The following is a 25,894-nucleotide window of genomic DNA, read 5'->3' on the forward strand; positions in this document are numbered from 1 at the left end:
ACTAAAAATTCAATCCGAAGAACTCTTCCAATTTATCACAAACAAAATCCAATTGTTCATTGGTCAATGCAGGTTGTACTCCAATCCAAAAAGTATCGTTCATCGTTTTGTCAGTATGAGTTAGTTCACCCACAACTCTGTACTCCACATCCTTAAAATAAGGTTGTTTCAGTAAGTTTCCTGCAAATAACAAACGAGAGCCAATCTTGTTATCATCCAAAAAACGGGTTACTTCAACTCGAGTAACACCTGCTGTATCTTTTAAAGTAATTGGGAATCCAAACCAAGAAGGATTACTATTTGGAGTTGCTACCGGCAATTCTAAAAAGTCGGTCAATGATTGTAGTCTATTGAACAAATACTCGTAATTTTCTCTACGTTTTTGTATAAAAAAGTCCAGTTTATCTAGCTGTGCCAAACCACAAGCCGCTTGCATATCTGTAATTTTCAAATTGTATCCTGAATGTGAATACACATATTTGTGATCGTATCCAAAAGGAAGTTCACCGTGTTTTTGTTCAAAACGACAACCACAGGTATTGTCGCAACCTGGAGGGCAATAACAGTCTCTTCCCCAATCTCTGAAAGATTCTGCGATAACTTTTAATTGAGGATCATTCATAAACACTGCCCCTCCTTCACCCATAGTCATGTGGTGTGCTGGATAGAAACTTAGCGTCCCTATATCTCCAAACGTACCACATTTTTGTCCATTATACTCTGCCCCTAAAGCATCACATGTATCTTCGATCAACCATAAATTGTACTTATCACACAATTCCTTGACTTTGGCAACATTGAAAGGATTTCCTAAAGCATGAGCCAACATAATAGCTTTGGTTTTTGGAGTGATGGCAGCTTCAATTAAGTCTGCATTTACATTGTGCGTTTTGATGTCTACATCTACAAAAACCGGTATGGCGCCAAATTGGATAATTGGATTTACTGTAGTTGGAAAACCCGCAGCAACACCAATAACCTCATCGCCTCTTTTTACTGCTCTGTCACCTAATTTTGGAGATGTTATCGTGCTAAATGCTACTAAATTAGCAGAAGAGCCTGAATTTACTGATAAACAATATTTTACACCCAGGAATTTTGCTAAACCTACTTCAAATTTTTGATTAAAATGACCAGTAGTCAACCATCCGTCAAGGGATGCTGAAACCATGTTTTGTAATTCTTGTTCTCCCAATAACTTTCCTGAAGGAGGTATAACGGTTTGTCCTGGGACAAAAGCTTTGGGTGCATACTGTTCTTTAGCATATTCTGCTACTAAAGATGAAATTTCCGCTCTTAAGCTATCTAATTTATTACTCATATTTCAATATCATTGTAAGCTGCAATTTCTTGCAGGCATTGTTCTTGTATATTTTTTCCAGATAACCAGCTATGATGCCAATTGATAATACTGTCTAATGTGTATTCTAAATTCCATCTTGGATGCCAATTTAACTTCATTGCAGCTTTAGAACAATCCAACTTTAAATATCCAGCTTCGTGTGGATTATTTTTTTCATCTAATTCCCATGAAGCACCTTCTCCCCACTTTGCAACCATTTTATCTAAGATCCAACCAACAGATTGGCAATCCTCATCTTTAGGCCCGAAATTCCACGGTTCTGCAAATTCTTTGCCCTTGTTGTATAGTTGTTGTGCCAATACCAAATAGCCAGAAAGTGGCTCAAGTACATGTTGCCAAGGACGTGTAGCCAATGGATTTCTAATAATCACGGGTTCCTGTTTTTCGAATGCTTTTAGAATGTCTGGAATTAACCTGTCCTCAGCCCAATCACCTCCACCAATTACATTTCCAGCTCTTGCAGATGCTAAATTGGCTGTATCGTTAGTATTGAAAAAAGAACTTCTATAGGCAGCTGTGACCAACTCGACGCAGCCTTTGCTACTGCTATAAGGGTCATGTCCGCCCATTGGTTCATTTTCTCTGTATCCCCAAGCCCATTCCTTATTTTCGTAACATTTATCGGTGGTTACAGAAACAATTGCTTTTAGATTTTTACAACTTCTAGCAGATTCTAAAACATTCACTGTTCCCATTACATTTGTCATGTAAGTATTTACTGGTTCATGATAAGAAAGTCTAACAAGTGGTTGGGCTGCCATGTGAATTAAGACGTCAGGATTAAAATCAACCATGCTTTTTTTAATGATCGATATATCTCTAATATCTCCAAATTGACTGTCAAGCAATTCATTGACTTTGGCTACCTCAAACAAAGATGGATTAGTATTCGGTTCAAGCGCAAAACCTTTAACTATAGCACCCATTTGATGAAGCCAAAGGCTTAACCAGCTTCCTTTAAAACCAGTATGTCCTGTAAGGAAAACTCTCCTTCCTTTCCAAAAAGAAGGATTTACTTTTCCTATTTCCAATTTTTCCATGGTGCTTTGTCTTCCTCCCACAATTCTTGTAATTTAATTTTATCTCTTAATGTATCCATTGGCTGCCAAAAACCTTCATGCCTGAATGCCATTAATTCTCCATCTTCAGCTAGAGACATCAATGGTTCTTGCTCCCATATCGAACTATCTCCACTAATCCTTGAAACTACATTTGGAGAAAGAATAAAAAAACCTCCATTAATCATGGCCCCATCCCCTTTTGGTTTTTCCTTAAAACTTCTAATTTGATCTCCATCAATATCAATGGCTCCAAATCTCCCAGGAGGATAAGTTGAAGTCATTGTAGCTAGTTTTCCATGAGTTTTATGAAATTCTATAGATTTTTTGATATTGATATCACCAACGCCATCACCATAAGTAAAGCAAAAAGATTCTTCATTTTTGATATAATCAAAAACTCTTCTTAACCTACCCCCTGTCATCGTATTATCACCTGTATCAACCAATGTAATCTTCCATGGTTCTACTCTTTTATGATGAACTTCCATCGAATTGTTTGTCATATCAAAAGTTACATCTGATTGATGTAAGAAGTAATTAGCGAAATACTCCTTTATAACATAACCTTTATATCCACAACAAATTATAAAATCATTAACTCCATGGCTTGAATATATTTTCATTATATGCCATAAGATTGGCTTACCTCCGATTTCAACCATTGGTTTAGGCTTTATTGAGGTCTCTTCACTTAATCGGGTTCCTAAACCACCTGCTAAAATTACTGCTTTCATAATAAGTTGATTTAAAGAATGCTCAGTTGAGTTATTTTTATATTTTTTAGTTTGATTGAACAAAAGAATCTGAAAAAAAATCCTTTTCATTCAATCCAGAATTCAAAAATTTACTCTTCAATTCTGAGATCATAATATCAGAACCACAAGCATAAACTACTGTACTTTCCAGATTGAAATGGTAATCAAAAATGACATTTTGAACATATAGTTTTCTATCTGTCTCTCTAGATAGAACTGGAACAAATTTAACTCGTGAGTTATTTGGCTTCCAGAAAATTTCTTCACTATACCCCATTCCCCAAAAAATAAATATGTTTTTAATGTGCTTTGTTTTTTCATCAAAATTTTCACTTTCTATGATACTTTTTATTGGGGCAATTCCCGTACCTGTACCGACAAACACCAAAGTATCTTTGTCATGGTTATTTCTTAAGAAAAAAGTCCCTTTTGGGCCTTCAATTCTTAGAAGATCATTAATAGCAAGATCATTAAACCAATATTGACTCATAAATCCACCTTCGTAATTTTTAATTAAAAACTCTAAGTTGTCTGATGAAGATGAACTTGCTATAGAATAACTTCTTTTGATGGAGCCTTTTATTATATCAACATATTGACCTTCAATAAACTCGAAATTTTGAGTTGGTGGCAATCTTAATTTTACTTTAAGAATTAAGTCTGTAAGTTTTTCAAAAGAAGCTACTTTAGAAGGTAACGTTTTTGGTTTTTTAAGTCCGAAAGAACTCAAGTCTTCAGCATCTAAATAAATATCCGACAATGGCTTTCTTACGCAAGTTAAAATATAGTTTTTATTTACATCGTCTTCTGAAAGTGAGATTTCATTTTCACTCGCGATAGAGTCTCCTTTTATAACTTTAAATTTACATGACGAGCACCTACCTGAAAGGCAACTATGATCAAGAAAAACACCATTTTTCATAGCTGCATTTACAATAGTGTCTCCACTTTCACATTCAAAACTTGTGTTATCTTTTAAAAATACTTTAAACATTTACTCTCCTTGATTAAATATTTGATGCCCTGCCTTTACTAAATCCATATCCCTTTGAAACAAATTCAAATCCGATACCATCATGTCCTCAACTAAACCTTTAAGATCATATTCTGGCTGCCATCCCAATTTGATTTTAGATTTTGTAGGATCGCCGAGCAGAAGATCGACTTCGGTTGGGCGGAAGTAGATGGGGTCGATTTTTAGCAAAGTGTCTCCGACGTTAAGGGTTAAGGAGTTAACTGTTAAACCGGTTGCCTTTTCATAAATCACTTGATCAATTGAATCAAGGATTCCAACTTCGTTTACACCTTCTCCTTCGAATTTAATATTGAAACCGACATGAGCGAAGGCCATTTGGATAAAGTCACGAACTTTGGTGGTGACTCCTGTGGCTATTACGAAGTCTTCTGCAACGTCTTGTTGGAGAATAAGCCACATAGCTTTTACATAATCCTTGGCATGTCCCCAGTCACGTTTGGCATCAAGGTTTCCCATGTAAATTACTTTTTGTAGACCTAGTGCTATCTTAGAAACAGCTCTTGTGATTTTTCTGGTTACAAAGGTTTCTCCTCTTCTAGGGGACTCGTGGTTGAAAAGTATACCATTACAAGCAAACATGTTGTAGGCTTCACGATAATTTTTGGTAATCCAGAAACCATAGATCTTAGCTGCACCATAAGGAGAACGTGGATAAAAAGGAGAATTTTCATCATAGAATCCCTTCTCATTTTTATTCTCAGGCATCCCTCCATAAAGTTCAGAAGTTGAAGCTTGATATATTCTCGTTTTCTTTTCTAAGCCTAAGATTCTTACCGCTTCCAAAATCCTCAATGTACCAATTCCATCTACATTAGCTACATATTCAGGAGAGTCGAAAGATACTTTTACATGGGACATTGCTCCTAAATTGTAAATCTCGTCAGGCTGGGTTTCTTGGATGATCCTAATCAAGTTGGTAGAATCTGTTAAGTCACCGTAATGGAGCTTGAAATTGACATTATTTTCGTGCTGATCTACATAAAGGTGATCTACACGTTGGGTATTGAAAGAGGAGGCTCTACGCTTGATCCCGTGAACCATATAGCCTTTTTCGAGTAAAAGTTCGGCTAGATAGGAGCCGTCTTGGCCTGTAATTCCAGTTATTAATGCAACTTTCATATATTTATTTTTTATAATCACCGAGTTACACGGAGAAGGCACTGAGATTATTTTATTTATATTTTCACTGTGGCGCTCTGTGACTCCTCGGTGAAACTCTGTGTAATTAAAGCTATTCGCTATTTCTTATTTCTTTTTATCACCGAGATACACAGAGGAGGCACCGAGATGCACTGAGATTATTTTTCAATTTTCTTAAATTAAAGGATTACTCTTTTGATGCCATCTTTCATCATTTTAACATTGAAATTGAGCAATAGTCCTTTTCTAAATCCACCAAATTTCATGTATGTTAAAATCTGAGCTAAATGGACGTCAGAAAGAAACTCTACTGTTTTTAATTCAATGACTAATTTATTTTCTACTAATAAATCAATTCTATAAGATTGATTTAAAACTATCTCTTTGTAGCGAATTGGAAAAAATAATTCCTTTTTTACTTCCAATCCTGCCTTAATTAATTCGTACTCTAAACATGATTGATATGCTGATTCTAAAAGACCAGGACCTAGCTCTTTATGAATTTCTATAGCTGCTCCAATGACTTTTTTAGTTAGTAAATCTTCTTCAATCATTTTCTACTTTTTCTTTTTTATGACTTTTGACTCCTCGATGAAACTTTGTGTAGTTAAAGCTAAGAGCTATTTTTTACTTTTTTTAATCACCGAGATACACAGAGAAGGCACCGAGATACACTGAGTTTTTTTATTTATATCTCCTCTGTATGACTCTGTGACTACTCATTGAAACTCTGTGTATTTAGGCTATGCGCTATTTTTACATTTTTATCACCGAGATACACAAAGGAGGCACCGAGATGCACTGAGTTTTTTTATTTATATTTTCTCTGTGTGACTCAGTGCCTCCTCAGTGAAACTCTGTGTAATTAAAGCGAAAGCAATTTCACATCTTTACTTCCTTGAAGGAATCTTCATTTTGGAGGAACCATTGGTAGGTGCTTTTTATACCTTCTTCTAATCCAATCTTGGCTTTCCAGCCGGCTTGGGTCATTTTGGAGACGTCCATCAATTTTCTTGGTGTACCGTCGGGTTTGGAGCTGTCCCAGATAATTTCACCTTGGTGACCTACTATTTTTTGTATCAATTCAGCGAGTTCCTTGATGGTGAGGTCTGTTCCTGTTCCCACATTGTAAAGGTTGTCTTGGAATTGATTTTCTAAGGCGAAAACAACTGCATCAGCCATATCATCCACATGTAAGAATTCTCGCATAGGCGTTCCTGAACCCCACAGCGTAACTGTCGACTGTTTTCCTTTGCCTGTTGACTGCTTGGCTTCATGGAATTTGCGAATCATTGCAGGAAGTACATGAGAAGTCTTTAGATCGAAATTATCATAAGAGCCATATAGGTTGGTCGGCATCAGGGAAATGTAATCTTTGCCAAATTGCTTTCTGATGGCTTCACAAGCTTTGACCCCAGTGATTTTGGCTATGGCGTACCATTCATTGGTAGGCTCCAGGCTTGCCGTGAGTAAGTATTCTTCTTTGAGTGGTTGCGGGGCAAGTTTGGGATAAATGCAAGAAGATCCTAAGAAGATGAATTTTTGACAATCGGCTTGGAGAGATGAGTCGATCAAATTATTTTGAATCTGCATGTTTTCCATCAAAAACTGATAAGGAAAATCATTGTTAGCCAGAATCCCTCCTACCCTAGCGGCAGCGTCTATAACAACTTCTGGTTTTTCTTTATCGAAAAAATTTAGGACTGCTTGTTGGTTTCTTAGGTCCAGTTCTTTGGAAGATTGACCTATTAGGTTGGTATAACCTTTATTTTCTAAGGCTCTCCAAATTGCAGAACCCACCATGCCACGGTGGCCTGCTATGTATATTTTAGAAAATTTGTCCATATTTTTTTAGTAACACAGAGATTCACTGAGGAGTCACCGAGTTGCACAGAGTTTAAGCTTTCAATGTGGGGTGATTGTAACTTTACTAAATCTATTCGTCTTAACGCTTAACAATTAACGTTAAACATTTTATTTTTTCAACAGCCAACTGCTTGACTGAATCTTGTCACCTAGGCCGTCGATGAGTTCTATACCTAGCTCCTCACAAACAGGAACTTCTGGGATGGATTGGTTATTTTGATCGCCTCCATTGGCGAAGGCTAGTTGGTACGTATCGCCTAATTGATTGTGTATTTGTCTGATCGTCTCGCATACTGTTCTATCCTGATCAATGGAAAGGAATACTTGATCTACGCTTTTGATGTTGGAGACAATAAAAAGTCGTTCATCTTCCAATTGGAATTCTTTTGAGCCTTTTAAGGTACGTTGATGGTCATTGTTTACGATGACAATTAGTACATCACCTGCTGCTTTGGCATGGTTGAAATATTCAATATGGCCTTTATGTATGGGATTGAAGTAACCTGATACGATGATGGCTTTTTTCATTTGGAAAAGTGGTTTATTTATTTTTTTGAGCCACAAAGAGCGCGAAGAAGCCTCCCCCCATAATTCTACGGGACAGGCTGAAGTGAGGTAGGCACAATGGGCGCGAAGAATAAATGAAAAGCGAATATTTTTGTGTAAGGATTAACTGAGGAATTGTTGAGAATAAGCGGTTTTTCTAATCGATTACACGATTCAACAGTTAGACAATGTTTGCACAGCTTCGCCCTTTCGGTCACAGACTTAGCGGGAATGTAAGTTAAGCGTTAGGCGTTAAACCTGTCTACGCCAGGTAGATGTGGGAGTATATGTGAATGATAAGGACTTCCACGTTTGAACGATTAATCCGCCACGGCGGACAAGCTGTTTAACGGCTTCTTTGGAAAACTTATATACTGAATAATTAGTATGAAATAGAAGCTTCCAAAGTGAGTAACAAAAGTACTCGGTTGGGTTTGAGAATGCAAGTTTTTAGGGGAAAGGTTATAAAAAAAATTGTACTATGTACGAAGAAACATTTAATGGTTATTTGCTTAATTGGTTATTTGCTTATTTGAAGTGCTGTTTGTCAGAATCAGTTAAACAATTCATTTAGGAGAAAGGAAAAAAGTAAAAGGTTAAAGGTTGGGTTTGAGGGTGGGTAGCGTTAAGCGTTAAAAACGTTAAGCGTTAAGCGTTAAGCGTTAAGTGTGGGAGTATGTGTGAATGGTAAGGACTTCTACGTTTGAACGATGAACATTTAACGTTTAACGGAAAGATTGTTATGCCTAGATGGACGAGAGACTCAGTTAAGCGATTAAGCAATCCAGTTAGGAGAAAGGTAAAAAGTGAAAGGTGAAAGGTTGGTTTTGAGAGGTTTTGTGGGTTTTGTGACGCTTTCTTTTTTTTGGGGTAACCAGGAGCTTTAAAGTGGTTAGTTGCCCCGAGGGGTCGGGGTTGCCCCGAAGGATCGGGGTTGCTTATTTGAAGTGCTATTTAAGAAGTTCGGTTAAACAGTTAAGCACTTAATCGATTAAACTATTAATGGTTATTTCATATAATTTTTTGTCGAATTTGCTATTTGATTCTTTATTTTATCCCAGTTTGCATCTTTTAGCATTAATGGCGTTGGCTCGGTATCAGCGTCAGCAAAGTAAGAAAGGCTCTTTAATACCAAGAATTCAGATCCATCTTGATATTTATCTCTATAGAACCCAATCAGCTCTTCAAGAGAAAATTCGTTAAGCAGAAAATATAGATCGATGAAATCCTTTTTGCTCCCACGACCAGCTATTGCGTTTAGCTTCATGGCTCCTATATCTTCTTTTGAAGCAAGTCTAAATTCATTTTCAGAAATTACCGAAGTTAGCCATGGATACTTATAATTCACAAAATCTACTTTGATACCATTGACACTATAAATTAAGATATTCTTACTTTTCTTGAGTACTTGAATTTTACCAAGCTGACTCAAAAAATCAGAAATTTCATATTCTTCCAATTCCTGATCACCAAACAAATCTATGTCAATTGATTGTCTATGACCAATCTGTAACGCTAAAGATGTCCCTCCTACTAATCTAAATTCATTAAAAAGTGGATCAGTCATGATCTTGCTTAATAATTCCAGAAGTGCGGGCTGGACTGTCTCCGTGTGTAGCATTTGAAATCTTCTTTCTTTTGTTCAAAAATTGTACATAAAAAGTTAATCGTTACATCGTCTAAGGAATTTAGTTTTTTTGCCAGCTCTAAGATTTTATCTATTCCATAATAGGATTTCAATAAATTCCAATCTTCAAGTTGTCCCAATTGTAAGACTCTTTCGACTATCAAAGGGGCGGAAGTATCCCAATCGAGGCTATCAACAGCTATATCCCAAAACAAATAGGATGAAAAATGGCTTGGTTTGATATCAGTTTTTTGAAAGTTCATCTGTGAAATTTAATTATATCATAGGAAATAGCAAAGTGAAATTTAAAAATTGATTTATTATTTGGTTAAGTTTAGGAAAAAAAGGAGAAAGGCGAAAGGTTGGTTTTGAGAGGTTTTGTGAGTTTTGTGACGCTTTCTTTTTTTTGAGGGACACAAAGAGCTCGAAGGACCACGAAGAACTCAAAGATTATTTTTTTGTGGACTTTGGGCTTCTTTGTGAGTTTTGTGACGCTTCTTTTCTTTTTTGGGACACAAAGAGCTCGAAGGAGCACGAAGAGCTCAAAGATTATTTTTTTGTGGGCTTTGAGGGACTTTGTGAGCTTTGTGACGCTTTCTTTTTTTAGGACACTAAGAGCGCTATGGAGCACTAAGAGCACGATGAATTATTTTTTTGTGGACTTTGGGCTTCTTTGTGAGTTTTGTGACGCTTTCTTTTTTTTTGGGACACTAAGAGCGCTAAGAATCACAAAGAGCACGATGAATTAATTTTTAGGTAAAAGGATAAAGGTGAAAGGGTAAAGGTTTGGGTTTTGTTCTTTTTGATGGACTCAGTTAAACGATTAAGCATCCCGTAATTCTACGGGACAAGGTTTAACCTATTGAACTTTTTACGAGTTTTTGACCACTAATTTAACGAATTAATCGAATTTTTAAATTTTAGCTTTTTAATAACAGCATGAGATTTGATGTTGATGTATTTATTTTGATATGTTTTTAATTTTAAGCGCTGAAGCGCTGAGGATTTTCACAAATGGTGTTTAATTGAATCACCCTGTAAGTTAGTAGAAATAGTTACTAACTAAATTTAAGTTCTGCTTTTCCAGTAATTTGGTTTTCTATGTAAATGAGCGATTGCAATAATCAAAATTTCATTCTCTCTTATTTGGTAAATTATTCCAAAAGGAAATTTATTTAATAAACATCTTCTTAGTCTTTTTGAAATTGGGGTCCAAGCTGTAGGTTGATTTTCTATTCTTTTTATTCCTTGTCTTACCTCCCTTAAAAATCTTGCTCCGAGTTTTGGTTTTTGAGACTCGTAGAATTCATATGATTGGTCTAATTCAATTTTTGCAAGACTTAAATAACGTAAGGTCATTAAATTTAGCTTTTCTTCATATTAAAAAACTCTTCTTCAGTTAATGCCATAAGTTTACCTGATTCATAAGCATTTACGCGGTTTTCTGATTCTTCTACCCACAATTTATCTACAGAAGGGTCTGGTTCATCTAAGCTTTTCAGAAGCTGATCTATGATATTGGCTTTTTCAAGTGGTGGTAACTTCATAAATTGCTGGAGTAATTTTTCGGTATTTTTCATTTTATACAGAATTTAAAGCACTTGGACTAAGTTAACTGATTAATTGTAGAATTGGTTAGTCAAGAGTCAGAAATAACGATTTTTACAAGATTTGATTCCTTTTAAGAGAACCGAAATCTCGAAGAATTAATTTTGGGAGTTTTGTGGTGCTTTTTTTTTTGGGACACCAAGAACTCTAAGGAGCACTAAGAACTCAAAGATTATTTTTTTATGGGCTTTGAGGGACTTTGTGAGTTTTGTGACGCTTTCTTTTTTTTTGGGCCACAAAGAGCACTAAGAATCACAAAGAGCACGATGAAATAATTTTTAGGTAAAAGGATAAAGGTGAAAGGGTAAAGGTTTGGGTTTTGTTCCTTTTGATGGACTCAGTTAAACGATTAAGCAATTAACCGATTAAACATTGTTGCTTATTTGATGTTTAATTGTGAGATCCAGTTAAACGATTAAGCAATACAAATAGGAGATAGGAAAAAGGTGAAAGGATGGGTTTAAGGGGTTTTGTGTGTTTTGTGACGCTTTCTTTTTTTGGGACACGAAGAACTCTAAGGATCACAAAGAGCACGATGAAATAATTTTGTGGTCATTGAGGGACTTTGTGAGTTTTGTGACGCTTTCTTTTTTTTTGGGCCACAAAGAGCACGATGAAATAATTTTTAGGTAAAAGGATAAAGATGAAAGGGTAAAGGTTTGGGTTTTGTTCTTTTTGATGGACTCAGTTAAACGATTAAGCAATTAACCGATTAAACATTGTTGCTTATTTGATGTGTAATTGTGAGGTTCTGTTAAACGATTAAACAGTTAAGCGGTTAATCTCTTTTAACCGCTTAACTTTTAACATTTAACCCCTTCTACACTCCTATTCCGTAATGTATCCAGCCGAGGTCTTGGAGGTATTTTTTGTCGTAGATGTTGCGGCCGTCGAAGATGACTTTGTTGTTGAGGAGTTTGCCAAGGGCCTCCCAAGATGGGATACGGAACTCAGACCATTCTGTCACCAGCAAAAGCGCATCAGCATCTACACAGGCATCGTAAGCGTCTTTGGCGTAGGTGATCTTGTCTCCAATGTAGATATGCTGGGCTTCTTTCATGGCGATGGGATCATAGCCTTTGACTTTGGCACCTGCAGCAATCAATTCATCGATGATGACGATGGCCGGGGCTTCGCGCATGTCGTCTGTGTTAGGCTTGAAGCTGAGGCCCCAGATGGCGAAAGTCATGCCTGAGAGGTCTTCTCCGAAATGCTGCTTGATTTTCTTCACTAGAACATGTTTCTGTGCGTCATTGACATCCTCAACGGACTGTAAAACTTTGAGTTCATAGCCGTATTGCTTGCCTGTTTTGATGATGGCTTTGACATCTTTGGGAAAGCAAGACCCTCCATAGCCTACGCCAGGATAAATGAATTTGGTACCAATCCTTGGATCAGAACCTATCCCCTTGCGGACCATGTTGGCATTGGCTCCTACGAGTTCGCAGAGGTTGGCAATGTCGTTCATGAAGGAAATTTTGGTGGCAAGCATGGCATTGGCTGCATACTTGGTCATCTCCGCAGAAGGGATATCCATGAAGATGATGCGGTCTCCATTGAGTTGGAAAGGCTTGTAGAGTCGCTTCATGATGGCCTCTGCCCTTTCGTCATCTACTCCAATGACAATACGATCTGGCTTCATAAAGTCTTCTACTGCTGCTCCTTCTTTGAGAAATTCTGGGTTGGAGGCTACAGCAAATGGTAGGTCCGATGCTCTCTTATCTAAGGCAGTTTTGATAGCAGCACGGACTTTTTCACCTGTGGTGACAGGGACGGTGCTCTTGGTGGCGACTACGATGTAGTCTGACATTTTAGCTCCTATTTCATCAGCTACGGCGAGGACATATTTGAGGTCAGCAGAACCATCCTCACCAGGAGGGGTGCCTACAGCGATGAAGGCTACTTCTGAGCCTTGGATGGCATCGCCTAGGTCTGTGGTGAATTGTAGTCTGCCAGAGGCGTAGTTTCTTTTGACAATCTCTTCTAGGCCTGGCTCATAGATGGGCATGATGCCGTTTTTGAGACCTTCGATTTTCTTTTGATCGACGTCTACGCATACTACATTGATTCCTACTTCGGCGAAACAAGCGCCTGAGACTAGTCCGACGTAGCCGGTACCGATGACTGTGATTTTCATATTCTACAATTTTTAATTATTCAAAAAGGAATTTTGGAACACAAAGAGCGCTAAGAAACACGAAGAGCGCAAAGATTAATTTTTTTGTGGGCTTTGGGCTTCTTTGTGAGTTTTGTGACGCTTCCTTTTATTTTGGAACACAAAGAACTCTAAGGAACACAAAGAGCACGATGGATCATCTCTTTTGTGGGCTTTGAGGGACTTAGTGAGTTTTGTGGCGCTTTCTTTTTTTTGGGGGACACTAAAAACTCTAAGAAACACGAAGAACTCAAAGATTATTTTTTTGTGGGCTTTGGGCTTCTTTGTGAGTTTTGTGGCCTTATTTAAATTCGACCTTATTTATCCCTCATTCCACTGCTCCCTCATTCCTTTGAGGAATTCGGAGCCGAAGATGTAGGCTAGGGAGAGGATGAGGCCGAGGATGGTGAAGATAACTAGGATGAGGGGTCGCTTGGGGGCGGATTTTTCTGTTGGGATGGTTACAGGTTGGATTACTGAGAATATGGGGGTGTCTTTGGAGACTTGGAGTTTGGCCTGCTCGAGTTGCTTGGCTAGTTCTGTGTAGATGTTGAATGCAAAGTTGTATTCTGCTTCTAGTCTTTGGAGTTGGTTTTGTACGGCTGCCGAGGCGATGTTTTGGTTGCGGTCTCTGAAGGTGGAGAGGCGAGATTGGATTTGTTCAAACTCTGTTTTCTTTTCTTCGAAGCGCTCTTCGGTGAATTTGAGTTGTTCTCTGGTATTGCCTATTTTGTAAGCGATCACCTCGTTTTGGAGGAGTTCTTGGGCGTACTTAGCCATCTGAGCTGCCATCAATGGCTCTGGCATCACGAAGGAAAGGGACACAAAGCCTTCTTTTTCATTTGGAGAGACTGAGAATTTGCCTTCTAGCTCTTTAAACAACTCAAATTCCTCTTGCGTTACTTTGATCAAGCCATTGTCTGTATTCAGCGTGATGTTTTCTTCTTGTTCACCACGAATGGCTTTGATGATGACTCCTGGAAGACCTAGGGTGTATTTTTTAATTAAACCCAAAACTCCTGGCGCGTGGATATCTTCAAAATAGGTTCGATAGGTAACTGCTTCATCTAATCCTTCGACATTGATTTTGGCATCTAAGAGTGCTTTTCTAAATGTCACTGAGGAGGTGATTTTCGGATACAATGCCGGCGGGATTTCCGATCCACCACCCATGGAACCAAGGTTGATTCCTGCTAGGGATGCTAAACCACCGAGGGATCCACCGCCTTTGGCAGATTCGGAGGTTTGGGGGATGAAGGTAGAGGATGCTGTAAATTCCTTGGGGGAAAGTAGGGCAACCGCTAGTCCAATTAGCATGAAGGAGATGGTGATGGAGATGACTTTCCTACGTTGGGACCAGATGGTCTTGGCTAGTGCGAGGAGGTCTATTTCGTCGTCCTGAGGATTATTTGATGTTGTATTTTGATTTTCTGCCATTTGATAGAGAGGTAGCTAAAGGTTATTTGCCCCGAGGGGTCGGGGTTGGTTATTTGATGTGTTGCCCCGAGGGGTCGGGGTTGGTTATGTGCTTATTTGCTTATTTGCCCCGAGGGGTCGGGGTTGATTATTTGATGTGTTGTTTGATAGGTTCAATTAAACAGTTAAGCACCCCGTAATTCTACGGGACAGGGCTTAAGCGATTAAACATTTTATCTACTTTTTGTTTTTTAGGTTATTGTTTTTGTTTCCTAATTGAAATCTGTAAAGTGCGTTTAGTTTATTGTTAAGTTCATCAATTTCTAATCTGGTTTTTTCATATAATTCATTTGTAATGTATTCCATGTCAGACGCTGTATTAAGATGGTCAATTACTTCTAATGAACTTGAATAGGCCATATTTGTAAAGTGAGCTTGGTCAAAATTTGACGCTCTTCCTGAACCCTCAGCTAAATTTGCTCCAATACTATCTGCTGCCCTCCTTATTTGGCTTGTTAATTCATATCTTTCAGAAGTAGGAAAGTCTTTCGATAAATTTCTAACCTTCACCCTTAACTTTCTCGCTAATTGATAAACTTCTAGTTTTTCAAAAGAATAGATATGATAAGACATGCCTTTTTGGTTAGTTGGTTATTTGGTTAGTTGGTTATTTGCTTAACTGCCCCGAGGGGTCGGGGTTGCTTATTTGATGTGTTGCTTGACAGATTCAGTTAAACAGTTAAGCATCCCGTAATTCTACGGGACAAGGCTTAAACGATTAAACATTGCTGGTTATTTGATGTTCAATTGTCAGGTTCAGTTAAACGATTAAGCATCCCGTAATTCTACGGGACAAGGCTTAAACGATTAAACATTGCTGGTTATTTGATGTTAAATTGTGAGGTTCAGTTAAACGATTAAGCACCCCGTAATTCTACGGGACAGGGCTTAACCGATTAAACTTTAATTCAAGAGGTTATTCACGATTAGGGCTAGGGTGGCGAGGCTGGTACCTAGGCCGACCCAGGCTTGGGCTGAGAGCTGTTCTCTTTCTGGCTTGCGGGGAACGATGATCTCGGCTCCGGGTTCGAGGTGCGGGTAGAAATTGAAGAATAACACTCTTTTGGTTCGCTGCACATCACCATTGGCATAGACTACATAAGAACGGCTCCTTCTGGACTTTTCGGTGAAGCCCCCTGCACGGGAGACGTAACCCTTGAAGCCTGTATTATCTCTATACCTGGCTGTGGTCGGGTAGAGTACTTCACCTCGCATCCTGACCGTTTGCAATTCTTTGGGAATGGAGAGTACATCTCCTTCTTGGAGGATAAGGTCATTTTTCCCTCCTGGATTGTTTAAGATCGCTACTAGGTCTATTCCTACCATTTCAAGTGTTTTGATGTCAACCTCTCCAGAATCTCTTTCTACGATACTTTCTATGGTTTGTCTTCTGAAATCATCTGCCATCAAACCTCCTTTTTTGTTGGCTTGGTCTCCTCCTTTTTCTTGGATTTTCAGATCAATTCTATCAAGCAGGATTTTATCGAATTCTGTTCTGTCCAAGCTGTCACGTGAAATATTTGATTTTACCGAAGTCAAGTTTTGCGTTTTGATGTCATTCTCGCTTGGCGCGGTGTAGAATTCATTTCTTCGGATTAAGGTAGCACCTTTGGCATAAGCAAATTGGTTGAGCCCCCCTGCCCTTTTGAGCACATCGGAGATTCTTTCATTGGCATTGGCAAGGGCGTATTCACCTGGGTAGTAGACTTCTCCTTCTACGCGCACGAGTTTCTCACGCTGGAACCCTGGGCTTCTACGGATGATCACATGGTCAAAGGGTTGCAGTACCATGTCGGCATTGGCACCATTGATACGGAGGTCTTTGTCTATGTCAATGCGGATGATTTCTGCGAGTTTGCCAGAGACGTCATTTTTCACCCTTCTGGCAATTTCAATCTGGGAAGCAGAGGCTGATTCCTTGAAACCACCGGCTTTGAGGACGATGTCCGCCACTTTCATGTTTTCGCCATAGGCAAATGCACCAGGCTTGTTGACTTCACCGGAGATTTTGACATAGTATTCTTCTCTGATGTCGTAGATACTAGGGATGTTGAGGACATCTTCTCGCTTGAGCAGTACATCCTCAGCTTCCCCATTGACTACTGCTTTGATGTCTATGGGTAGGACTTCTAGGGAAAAGTCCGGTTTGGTTCGGTAGAGGGTAGCTCTATTCAGAAAGGCATCTTCTCTGAGTCCTTCAGCTTTGGCTATCAGTTGGGTAATGGTCATGCCAGGTTGCAGGGCGAAAGTACCTGGACGCATCAAGGCACCTGAAACTTGTACCCGATTTTCAAATCTATTTAGGATCTGTCCTACTCTGAATAGGTCACCATCTTGTGGTAAGAATGCTTGGAAGTTGGCGGCATCGATGTCTTCCACTCTGAGTTCGGTACCTGTCTTGCGGGTGACAGTGAGTCTTTCTTTATAGGCTTCCGATTTGAATCCTCCGGAGAAAGCGATGAGGTTCTCTACTGTCTCGCCTGATTTTACTTCAAAGAGTCCTTCTCTTCTGACTGGTCCTGTGAGTTCTACTCTGGCCCTCACTGGAGGAACGATGATGAGGTCATTGTCTCTGAGGGTGATGTTGTTGGTATTTTCTCCTTTGATGAGGAATTCATAGACGTCAATTTCTAACAATAGCTTGCTGTCTCTGAATACTTGGATGTGTCTGAAGGAGCCATTTTCATTTGGGCCACCTGCTGCGAAGAGGGCATTGAAAGGAGATGCAAAAGCAGGGAGGGTGTAATTGCCAGGCTTGTTGAGTTCACCTGCCATGGCAATGGATACTGTCCTGATGTTACCTAAACGAAGCTCCATGAAAGTGTTTGGGTTGGCACCTGCAAGACCCGAATAGATTTGAGTGAGGGCAGATTTGACTCTGGCAGTGGCCGAAGCGATGGTGGAACCACCCACTTGGATGGGGCCTACATTGGGAATGAGGATCCTTCCTTCTGGGCTTACTTTGAGGTCATAGGATTGTTGAGAGGCACCATAGACATCAATCAAAAGCTGATCTCCCCCACCGATGGTGTAGTTTTGTGGGGTAGGAATATTGAGGCTTGGGTTGAAGTTAAGTTCGCGGTTGTGAAAAAGTGTGTAGCCGAATATTTTCTTTTGTTTTGGTGTGAGGTCTCTGTAAGGGTCTTGATTGCGACTGTCTTCAAAAATATCATTCATCTCCATCCCTTCTACTTGTCTACCTTGATTTTGGGCATTGGGGGTGTTGTTTCCAGAGCCCATTCTACCACTACGAATGGCATTGATTCGGGCTTGAAGTTTGGAGACTTCTCCGGCTGGCATACCGCGTTCGCGGGCCATGGCTATGAGTTGCTGTTCGTTCATGCCTGTGGCCTCTGCTTGTTTGATCATTCGTTCCACTTGTGAGTCGGAGAGGTTATCGACTTTGATGGAGGCGATGTCCGACATAGATTGAGCGAAAATAAACCCTGAAATCAGGATGAGGTTGAGAAGAAGAATTACTTTTTTCATAAGTTTTATTAGGGAAAAGGAAAAAGGTTAAAGGGAAAAGGAATGGTTTGAGATGCCTTTTTTGACTTTGACCGTTTAACTTTTCTTTTTTTGAATTGATTTTCGAGATTTAATTAGTCCTCCAATCATTTTGCTGACTTCTTTTGCTTCTTGAATCATGGGCTGACAATTTTCGGATTTTATGATTTCAACCTCTTGGGCAAATAATAATTGCGTTCTTAACTCACCTATAGAACCTTTCGCAATATCTAAGAAGCGGATATATTCCTTATTTGATTCTCTTTCAAAGCCTTCTGATATATTAGAAGGAACAGAAAGTGCTGATTTAATTAATTGATCTCTTACACTAAAACTTTTACATGAAATAAACTCTTTATAGACATCAACAGCAAGTCTAAAACTTCTTTGCCAAATTATTAGGTCTTCAAAAGTTTTTATTTCCATGTTTAGATTAGAATAAAGGATAAAGGAGGACGGAAAGTTAAGAAATGATCCCATTGGATCTTTTTAGTGACGGGCCAGGTTGTAGGGTTGGTTATTTTAGGGAAAAGGTTAAAGGTTAAAGGGGAAAGGGGTGGCTTGAGATGCCTATTCTGACCCTGACCATTTTCCGTTTTATTGTTATAATAGTTTAATAAAGAGGAAATCCTTTTTCCTTTTTCCTCGAACCTTTAACCTCTTTTTACAGCTTCGCCCGGTCGGTCACATGAGGGGGGACCTAGCGGGGTGGGGGGAGATAAGAAGCAGGAAGATAGGAAAAAGCTATCAATCCTGAGTATGGTAGAGCAAGAGTGCTTCTGGGTCGCTTATGTGGTCTTGAATTTTGAAGATGACTTTCTTGTGTATGAGATCTTCCAGTTTTTCTGAGATGGTATCTAAATACTCTTCATTGAGTTCAAAACCTGTGATTTGGACTTCAATTTTTCCTGAGTCTATTCCTCGCGCATAATCTCCAACAAGGGCTACGTCATGAACATTTCCCATTCTATCCAAAACTGTTGCCAAAAGCTTGTCAAGACCTAAATATTTCCGGATGAGGTCTTGAATGTTGGAAAAGAAGGGATGATTGATGTTGGCGTGGTAGTCGATTTTGTTTTTATCTGCGATTTTGAGGAGGAATCCAGCGTCAGATAGGTTGTTGAGCTCTTTGCGGATGGAGTTGGTAGATTCTCCGAATTCGTCGGCTAGCCCGCGCAAGTGACCTTGGTTTTTAGGATTGCTAAAAAACTTAATTAAAAGTTTCAGTCTAGTCTTGGAAGTGATCAAAGAGTCTAACATGAAAGGTGTTTGCTTACCGAGTAACAAAAGTACTCGCTTGAATATAAATAGCAAAGGATTTAATTAGATTTTAGATAGTGGGGCTCCCAGATCCTCCCTGTGGGGGGTATTTGCCCCGAGGGGTCGGGGTTGCCCCGAGGGGTCGGGGTTGATTAATTGAAATGCTATTTGAGAGGTTCAGTTAAACAGTTAATCGATTAAACTTATTATGGTTATGTGGCTGGAGGGGTCGGGGTTGCCTCGAGGATTCAGAATTCTGTTTACGTCAGTGGTTTTGATATTGTGGGGGGATGGTTTAAATTGACGACATGTTTGACCATACCTGAAAAAATCATGAGACAATTGCTCTACTCTATCTTATTTGTTTTTGGAATTCAAGGCTTGCAGGCGCAGGAATTGGGATATTATATGCATCCTGATATACATGGGGATGTAATCGTATTCGTAGCTGAGGGGGATTTGTGGAAGGTAGCTACTTCTGGAGGAAGTGCCACACGCTTGACTACGCATCATGGGGAGGAAATGTCTCCGAAGATTTCACCTGATGGCAAATGGGTGGCTTATGCTGCTTCGTACGAGGGGCCTACGGAAGTTTACGTGATTCCGATCGATGGGGGTATACCCAAGCGCATGACCTATGAGGCTGCGGCATCGGTTCCTACTGCATGGAAATCTGCTGAGGAATTGGCTTATACTACCAATCAGTATGCTACTTTACCAAGACTACAAACCGTCACGATGAATGTCAAAACTGATCATCGGACCATATTACCTTTGGAAATGGCTGCCGAGGGGAGCTTCACCGAAGATGGGAATACTTACTTTTTTGTCAGACCAACTTTTCACAATAATGTCACCAAAAGATACGAGGGGGGGACGGCACGACAAGTATGGAAATATACCAATGGCAGCGAAGAGGCTGTAAAGTTGACGCAAAATTATAAAGGAGAGGACCACCACCCTACTTTTCATCAAGGAAGGGTTTACTTTTTATCATCTCGGGATGGGATACAAAATGTATGGTCTATGCGCAGTGATGGTGGAGACTTGAAGCAACATACCAAGCAGGATACTTATGATGTTCGGGAGATGTCCTTTCACGGCAACTTGATGGTCTATCGTGTTGGAGCTGATCTTTATTTGCATCAATTGCAAGAGGGAACTGAGCAAAAATTGGAGGTTCGTTTGAGTTCTGATTTTGAGCAAATGCGAGAGAAATGGGTCACCAATCCTGAGAGTTATATTTCGGGCATTTCTGTGAGCAATGACGGAGATTATGTAGCCTTGACTGCCAGGGGTAGAAGTTTTGTGTTGCCAGCGAAGGAAGGTCGCTTGGTGAGATTGGATAGAAAAGATGGAGTTAGGTTTAGGGATGCAGTCTTTGCGCCCGATGGAAAGTCTATTTATGTGTTTTCAGATGAAAGTGGAGAATTTGAGATTTTTGAATATGATAGCAAGGGCTTAGCCTCAGGAAAGCAACTGACCAAAGATGGCAAGACTTTGAGATTCAATTTGACTCCTTCTCCCGATGGAAAGCGATTGGCCTACACCGATTTGAACAGGGACTTGTGGATCATGGAGTTGGCTAGCCAAAAACAGGTGAAGGTTTCTACCAATCGCGAGGGAATCAGTGGATCCATGGCTTGGTCACCAGATAGTCAGTGGCTGGCTTATGCGCAGACAGCTTCCAATACATTTTCACAATTGTTTGCCTATGAGTTCAATACGAGCAAAAGGATTGCTTTGACGACAGACAAGGCCAATAGCAGCAACCCGCAATGGAGTCCTGATGGGAATTGGATTTATTTCCTTTCAGATAGAAATTTTGAGACTAAAGTAGGCTCCCCTTGGGGTACGCGACAGCCCGAGCCTTACTGGCATAAGCAGATGAAGATTTACCATATTTCTTTGAAAAAAGATGTTGTATCACCTTTCCATTTCAATCATGAATTGAAGGCGAAGCCTGCGAGTGAGGAGAAAAAATCTGAGGGAACTGTCAAAGTGGTCATAGAGGAGGAAGGTTTGCTGAATCGGTTGAGAGAAGTTCCTGTTCCTGCGGGCAACTATCGTAACCTGGTCGTGACAGACAAGGCATTGTACTATCTCAATGATGCGGATGATAATGGGAAAAATGCGATCACAATGACAGTGATTGATCCCAAAGCAGAGCAAAAGACTTTTATAGACAATGTGAGAAGGTTTGTGCCATCTGCCAACAATAAGTATATGTTGGTCACTGTGGGTAGCAATCATCATGTGGTAGAATTGAAGACCTCAGCGATCAGCAATCTGTCGGATATGCGTTTGGATTTGAGCAAGTGGAATTTCTCTATAGATCCAAGAGAAGACTGGAAGCAACTGTACACAGATGCATGGAGGATGGAGCGGGATTATTATTATGATCCAGGCATGCATGGGGTGAATTGGGATAAGATGTATGAAAAATATCTTCCTTTGGCTGAGCGAGTGACTACAAGGGCAGAGTTGTCCGATGTGATTGGGGAGTTGATTGGAGAATTGTCCGTGTTGCATACAAGTGTTGGTGGGGGTGATTTGAGAAGAGGTTCTGACAATATCAGCATGGGATTTTTGGGTGCTAGGTTGCGCAAAAACGAGCAATTGAAGGGTTTTCAGATCGAATATATTTATCAATCAGACCCAGATTATCCTGATGAGGCTTCACCTCTCTCCCACCCTGATATCAATATCCCTGTGGGTACAGTGATCACCCATGTAGATGGGGAAGCAGTGATTCAAGCACCTGATTTGAATTATTATTTGAGAGATAAAGCGGGGAAGCAAGTGAGATTGGGTTTGGTTTCGGCCAATGGGAACAAGTTGCCCGATCAGATACTTATACCCATGAACTCTAGGGCAGAATCCAATCTGCGGTATAATGATTGGGAATACAGTAGGATGTTGGCTACAGAAGCTGCATCAGATGGAGAGATTGGCTATGTGCATTTGCGAGCGATGACTACGAGTGATATTTCTCAATGGTACAGAGATTTTTATCCTCAGTTTAAGAAGTCAGGGTTGATTGTAGATGTGCGTCACAATAGAGGAGGAAATATTGATTCTTTTATCTTAGAAAAGTTGATGCGAGAGGCATTTTTCTATTGGAAAAACAGAGAGGGAGAGCCTTACTGGAATATGCAATATGCCTTTAGGGGACACTTGGTATTGTTGGTGGATGAATTTACAGCATCTGACGGAGAGGCTTTTGCGGAAGGTTTTAGGAGATTGAAGATGGGTGAATCTATAGGTGCCCGCACTTGGGGAGGAGAAGTCTGGCTGAGTGGGGCCAATACACTGAGTGACAATGGAGTAGCTCGTGCCCCGATGATGGGTGTGTATGGAGAAGAGGGAGAATGGTTGATTGAGGGCGAGGGATTTATTCCTGATATCGAGGTCATCAATCTACCAAAAGCCACCTTTGATGGGAAAGATGCGCAGCTGGAAGCTGCTATTGAGCATTTGAAGGAATTGATCAAAAAGGATCCTCGTCCTGTTCCAAATCCGCCTGCTTATCCTGATAAGTCGTTTGGGAATAAGTGATGGGGGGTTAGTTGATTAGTTATTAGTTATTGGGGGATTAGGTGATTGCCCCGAGGGGTCGGGGTTGTCGTTAAGCGTTAAACGTTAATGCTTGCCTGCGGCTGCGCGGTAAGTGTGGGGGTTGTGAATGGTAAGGACTTCTACGTTTGAACGGTTAATCCGCCGCGGCGGACAAGCTATTTAACGGTGAACGGAAAGAGCATTAAGCGTTAAACGGTAATGCTTGCCTGCGGCTGCGCGGTAAACGTGGGAGTGTGTGAATAGTAAGGACTTCTACGTTTGAACGAATAATCCGCCGCGGCGGACAAGCTATTTAACGGTGAACGGAAAGAGCGTTAAGCGTTAAACGGTAATGCTTGCCTGCGGCTGCGCGGTAAGCGTGGGAGTGTGTGAATGGTAAGGACTTTTACGTTTGAACGGTTAACGATGAACGGTTTTAAGGATTTTAGAATCTCCTGGGGATGCAGCAACATAAATGTTGTAGATTAACGTTAAATAAATCATTGCAGGTCAACATTCGGCATAGCGATGCGTACTTTTAAGGGAATCTAAATTAGCTTCAATGAAAAAACTCTTGATTTTTGTTTTCTTGATTTCAAATGGGGCCTTGGCGCAGGAGTTCCTGTGGGGATTGCAATATAAGCATGGGGTGGCTGTGCAGGATTTCAAAGCTGAATCGGGAAATGTACAGGTTCCTGAATTTGTATTTTTTTCTACCTATCAGGTTCCGAAGCTTCCCATTGAGATCGGCTTGAGCTTGGGTTATGGCATCTATGGTACTGAACTTGAGAAGCGTAGGGATCTTTATGTTGGTTTCAATGATGAATTGCGTTTGAGGAGAAATAATAATTTAATTACCGCTGCGGGTATGTTTCGATTTTTTCCACAGGTTTATGGCAAAGCCTTCCCATTTTTCGAGGCACAATTGGGAGCTGTATACGCTTATTCTAGGTTTAAGATTAGAGAAACTGCAACTACGGAACCGATAGAAGAGGGTCGAGATATGGGGAATTGGGCTAGGATGAATCAATTGGGAGGTGGCTTGCTGATCCCCTTAGGAAAAAGTATGAATGGGAACCTTGAAATCAAATTGATGTATCAGAACACTGGTAGATTGGAATATTTGACAAAAGGAGATGTTCGATTTCGTCCAGACCCAGATGGCAGGGTGAATGGGGAGTTTGAGTATTTCTCCCGCAAGTCTTCATTGAATATGATACAGCCATCGATTGGGATTACTTTTTACATTGAATAGCCTTTTGGCATAGAGTTTGAATTGTTGGTGTTAGAATACTAAACCAACTATAACAATAGAAAAAACAGCCGAAGGAGAAATCCCGAGGCTGTTTTTTTATACTTAAGTCTACATGCTAGAGATGGATTAGGGCGTGCTGAAAAATGCCAATTGGAGAATAAATTCTTTAAATTTTGAAGAATACCCCAGCAAGTTTATTCAATGATATAGCTTGATTTGCGTGCTCTTGAAAATTTCAAAACTCGAAATTTTCAGGCTAGTCTCAGGCATACCATCCCTGCCTGGCAACTTGACAGGTTCTTCATTGGGCTCAATCGAAGTATAAGTATACATCTTCATTCGCCCACTTTGAACCTGGCATACCTGAGACTTTTTCAGCAAGCCCTAGATTAGTCAATCCACAATCTTCACTTTGTAGAACACATTGTAATCTCTTTCTTCTTCGGGGTTTGCATTGTCATTGATGTAGATGATGCCATTTTTGTCGAGAAATTCAACTGTGCCATTGACAGGCATCTCGTTAATGACTCCAACTTGCTTTCCATTTTTGACAAGGATATAATAAGATTTCATGAATTTCATTGCAGCCTCTTTGTATTCATCCGTGTTCCAATATTGCTGTGAAAGAGCTCGCAATTCACTCATTTGAGATGCAGGAATCCTTAAAGTAAACTGAATCAAGCAATATTCTCCAGCATAAAGTACATTGCCAAAAGCAGGGTAATCACTGTAATTACCTGCATTGTCTGGGGAAATTGTAGGTGGCAAGTCCGGCCTTTCGGGGTGCTGGAGTTGAACTTCTGTACGCAGGGAAATTTCTTCTCCTAAATCATAGATGAAAAGTTGTGATCCTGTTAAGGGTAATAAAGCGTAGGATTTTTTGGAATCATGTAAGGTTACAAAAGATAGGTTGTTTCCTACGAATCGCTGATTTGCTCTTGGCTCCCAGCTTGGGGGATAGGATTCTAATATTTCATTTTCTTCTGTATCTAGATTATACCGATAAACATTACTGATTTTTTCGTAATAGCCTACACCCAAGGTTTTGGGATCACTTTCTTCAGCGGAAAAGAAGTTTAACTCTTCACCAATCATCATCATTTGACCATCCTTCATGTAGGGATGAAAAGTCGTTCTATTATTGTAAATGGTTATTCTATAGAGTTCCTTTGCATTGTATGGCACCTTCTTGAGTTGCTTACCCGACAAGTCATATATAAAATAGGAGGTCATTAAGCCTTGGGCTACAAATTTATCTTTATCCAAAAATTTGTAACCAAATGCACCATTTCTTCCCAATCCATCAGGTCCATCATTATTTAATTCATAGGATTTTAGCTTTTCTCCCTGTAAGTCAGTTAGGAAGAGATTCTTATTATTAGAAACCAAAAGAGCCTTTCCAGCATCCACGTCAATATCTTGAATTCTAAGAATTGATAATTCATCGATAACCAAGGAATCAATCAGTTCAAGTTTGATAAGGTCAATGGGATTGTTGATGCTTTCTTCTTTAATTTGGCTGCAACTGAACGATACCAGATAAATGAGCAAGAGCGGTAAAAGTAATTTGAATCTTTTTTTCATGATATAAAATTTCATTAACACGCTTATTAGTGTCAAATAAGCATGAATATATGACCCCTAAATCAAAAAAAGATTCGGCGACAACCGAATCTTTTTT

The 25,894-nt window shown here is 39.8% G+C and carries 22 protein-coding genes; 2 read left to right on the forward strand and 20 right to left on the reverse strand.

Features of this window, described 5'->3' with window-relative positions; all coding sequences use genetic code 11:
- Position 1: 1 nt before the first annotated feature.
- The 18 genes from rfbH to BW935_RS08345 all read right to left on the reverse strand — a co-directional run bounded on the left by rfbH (position 2) and on the right by BW935_RS08345 (position 19,400).
- Positions 2–1,321 (reverse strand): lipopolysaccharide biosynthesis protein RfbH, encoded by a 1,320-nt coding sequence (gene rfbH / locus BW935_RS08255; protein ID WP_076500495.1) that lies wholly within the window; start codon positions 1,319–1,321, stop codon positions 2–4.
- Positions 1,318–2,403 carry a CDP-glucose 4,6-dehydratase gene (rfbG, locus tag BW935_RS08260; protein WP_217695355.1) on the reverse strand — a complete coding sequence of 362 codons (1,086 nt, stop codon included), beginning with the start codon at positions 2,401–2,403 and terminating at the stop codon, positions 1,318–1,320. The genes rfbH and rfbG overlap by 4 nt, the downstream gene beginning before the upstream one ends.
- Positions 2,385–3,158 carry a glucose-1-phosphate cytidylyltransferase gene (gene rfbF / locus BW935_RS08265; protein ID WP_076500778.1) on the reverse strand — a complete coding sequence of 258 codons (774 nt, stop codon included), beginning with the start codon at positions 3,156–3,158 and terminating at the stop codon, positions 2,385–2,387. The genes rfbG and rfbF overlap by 19 nt, the downstream gene beginning before the upstream one ends.
- Before the next feature lie 46 nt (positions 3,159–3,204).
- Positions 3,205–4,173, reverse strand: a complete 969-nt coding sequence (locus tag BW935_RS08270) for an FAD-binding oxidoreductase (RefSeq protein WP_076500497.1) — start codon at positions 4,171–4,173, stop codon at positions 3,205–3,207.
- Positions 4,174–5,334, reverse strand: coding sequence for a GDP-mannose 4,6-dehydratase (gene gmd / locus BW935_RS08275; protein ID WP_076500499.1), 1,161 nt, complete (start codon positions 5,332–5,334; stop codon positions 4,174–4,176). It lies immediately after the preceding gene.
- A 200-nt stretch (positions 5,335–5,534) separates the two neighbouring features.
- Positions 5,535–5,909 carry a GxxExxY protein gene (locus BW935_RS08280; RefSeq protein WP_217695356.1) on the reverse strand — a complete coding sequence of 125 codons (375 nt, stop codon included), beginning with the start codon at positions 5,907–5,909 and terminating at the stop codon, positions 5,535–5,537.
- 328 nt (positions 5,910–6,237) lie between these two features.
- Positions 6,238–7,200, reverse strand: coding sequence for a GDP-L-fucose synthase family protein (locus BW935_RS08285; protein WP_076500501.1), 963 nt, complete (start codon positions 7,198–7,200; stop codon positions 6,238–6,240).
- A 129-nt stretch (positions 7,201–7,329) separates the two neighbouring features.
- Positions 7,330–7,749: an adenylyltransferase/cytidyltransferase family protein gene (locus tag BW935_RS08290; protein WP_076500503.1), complete on the reverse strand. Its 420-nt coding sequence runs from the start codon at positions 7,747–7,749 to the stop codon at positions 7,330–7,332.
- A 1,024-nt stretch (positions 7,750–8,773) separates the two neighbouring features.
- On the reverse strand, positions 8,774–9,388 hold the full coding sequence (locus tag BW935_RS08295; protein ID WP_076500505.1) for a nucleotidyl transferase AbiEii/AbiGii toxin family protein: 615 nt from the start codon (positions 9,386–9,388) through the stop codon (positions 8,774–8,776).
- The gene (locus BW935_RS18340) at positions 9,343–9,657 is read right to left on the reverse strand and encodes a DUF6922 domain-containing protein (RefSeq protein ID WP_076500507.1); all 315 of its coding nucleotides are present in this window, start codon (positions 9,655–9,657) and stop codon (positions 9,343–9,345) included. The genes BW935_RS08295 and BW935_RS18340 overlap by 46 nt, the downstream gene beginning before the upstream one ends.
- An 805-nt stretch (positions 9,658–10,462) precedes the next feature.
- Positions 10,463–10,753: a type II toxin-antitoxin system RelE/ParE family toxin gene (locus BW935_RS08310; RefSeq protein WP_076500511.1), complete on the reverse strand. Its 291-nt coding sequence runs from the start codon at positions 10,751–10,753 to the stop codon at positions 10,463–10,465.
- Between the two features lie 5 nt (positions 10,754–10,758).
- The gene (locus BW935_RS08315) at positions 10,759–10,974 is read right to left on the reverse strand and encodes an addiction module protein (protein WP_076500513.1); all 216 of its coding nucleotides are present in this window, start codon (positions 10,972–10,974) and stop codon (positions 10,759–10,761) included.
- An 848-nt stretch (positions 10,975–11,822) separates the two neighbouring features.
- Positions 11,823–13,139 carry a UDP-glucose dehydrogenase family protein gene (locus BW935_RS08320; RefSeq protein WP_076500515.1) on the reverse strand — a complete coding sequence of 439 codons (1,317 nt, stop codon included), beginning with the start codon at positions 13,137–13,139 and terminating at the stop codon, positions 11,823–11,825.
- 339 nt (positions 13,140–13,478) lie between these two features.
- Entirely contained in the window at positions 13,479–14,594 is a 1,116-nt protein-coding gene (locus BW935_RS08325) for a Wzz/FepE/Etk N-terminal domain-containing protein (RefSeq protein WP_076500517.1), read from the reverse strand.
- 216 nt (positions 14,595–14,810) lie between these two features.
- A complete protein-coding gene (locus BW935_RS08330) occupies positions 14,811–15,206 on the reverse strand; it encodes a four helix bundle protein (RefSeq protein ID WP_084565884.1) in 396 nt (131 codons plus the stop codon).
- Between the two features lie 330 nt (positions 15,207–15,536).
- Positions 15,537–18,122 (reverse strand): SLBB domain-containing protein, encoded by a 2,586-nt coding sequence (locus BW935_RS08335; RefSeq protein WP_076500519.1) that lies wholly within the window; start codon positions 18,120–18,122, stop codon positions 15,537–15,539.
- 75 nt (positions 18,123–18,197) lie between these two features.
- Positions 18,198–18,566, reverse strand: a complete 369-nt coding sequence (locus BW935_RS08340) for a four helix bundle protein (RefSeq protein ID WP_076500521.1) — start codon at positions 18,564–18,566, stop codon at positions 18,198–18,200.
- Positions 18,567–18,887: 321 nt separating this feature from the next.
- Positions 18,888–19,400 carry a transcriptional regulator gene (locus BW935_RS08345; protein ID WP_076500523.1) on the reverse strand — a complete coding sequence of 171 codons (513 nt, stop codon included), beginning with the start codon at positions 19,398–19,400 and terminating at the stop codon, positions 18,888–18,890.
- A 333-nt stretch (positions 19,401–19,733) separates the two neighbouring features.
- Between BW935_RS08345 and BW935_RS08350 the strand changes: the two genes are divergently transcribed.
- Both BW935_RS08350 and BW935_RS08355 read left to right on the forward strand, forming a co-directional pair.
- Complete coding sequence (locus BW935_RS08350) at positions 19,734–22,958, forward strand: S41 family peptidase (RefSeq protein ID WP_076500783.1); 3,225 nt, start codon at positions 19,734–19,736, stop codon at positions 22,956–22,958.
- A gap of 562 nt (positions 22,959–23,520) precedes the next feature.
- A complete protein-coding gene (locus tag BW935_RS08355; RefSeq protein WP_076500524.1) occupies positions 23,521–24,213 on the forward strand; it encodes a hypothetical protein in 693 nt (230 codons plus the stop codon).
- Between the two features lie 198 nt (positions 24,214–24,411).
- Here BW935_RS08355 and BW935_RS18345 read toward each other — a convergent pair whose 3' ends face one another.
- Together BW935_RS18345 and BW935_RS08360 are read right to left on the reverse strand one after the other, a co-directional pair.
- The gene (locus BW935_RS18345; protein ID WP_175606651.1) at positions 24,412–24,552 is read right to left on the reverse strand and encodes a hypothetical protein; all 141 of its coding nucleotides are present in this window, start codon (positions 24,550–24,552) and stop codon (positions 24,412–24,414) included.
- Positions 24,553–24,606: 54 nt separating this feature from the next.
- The gene (locus tag BW935_RS08360; RefSeq protein ID WP_076500785.1) at positions 24,607–25,797 is read right to left on the reverse strand and encodes a hypothetical protein; all 1,191 of its coding nucleotides are present in this window, start codon (positions 25,795–25,797) and stop codon (positions 24,607–24,609) included.
- Between the last annotated feature and the right edge of the window lie 97 nt (positions 25,798–25,894).

The sequence above is a fragment of the Belliella pelovolcani genome, assembly GCF_900156785.1.
GTDB classification, from domain to species: domain Bacteria; phylum Bacteroidota; class Bacteroidia; order Cytophagales; family Cyclobacteriaceae; genus Belliella; species Belliella pelovolcani.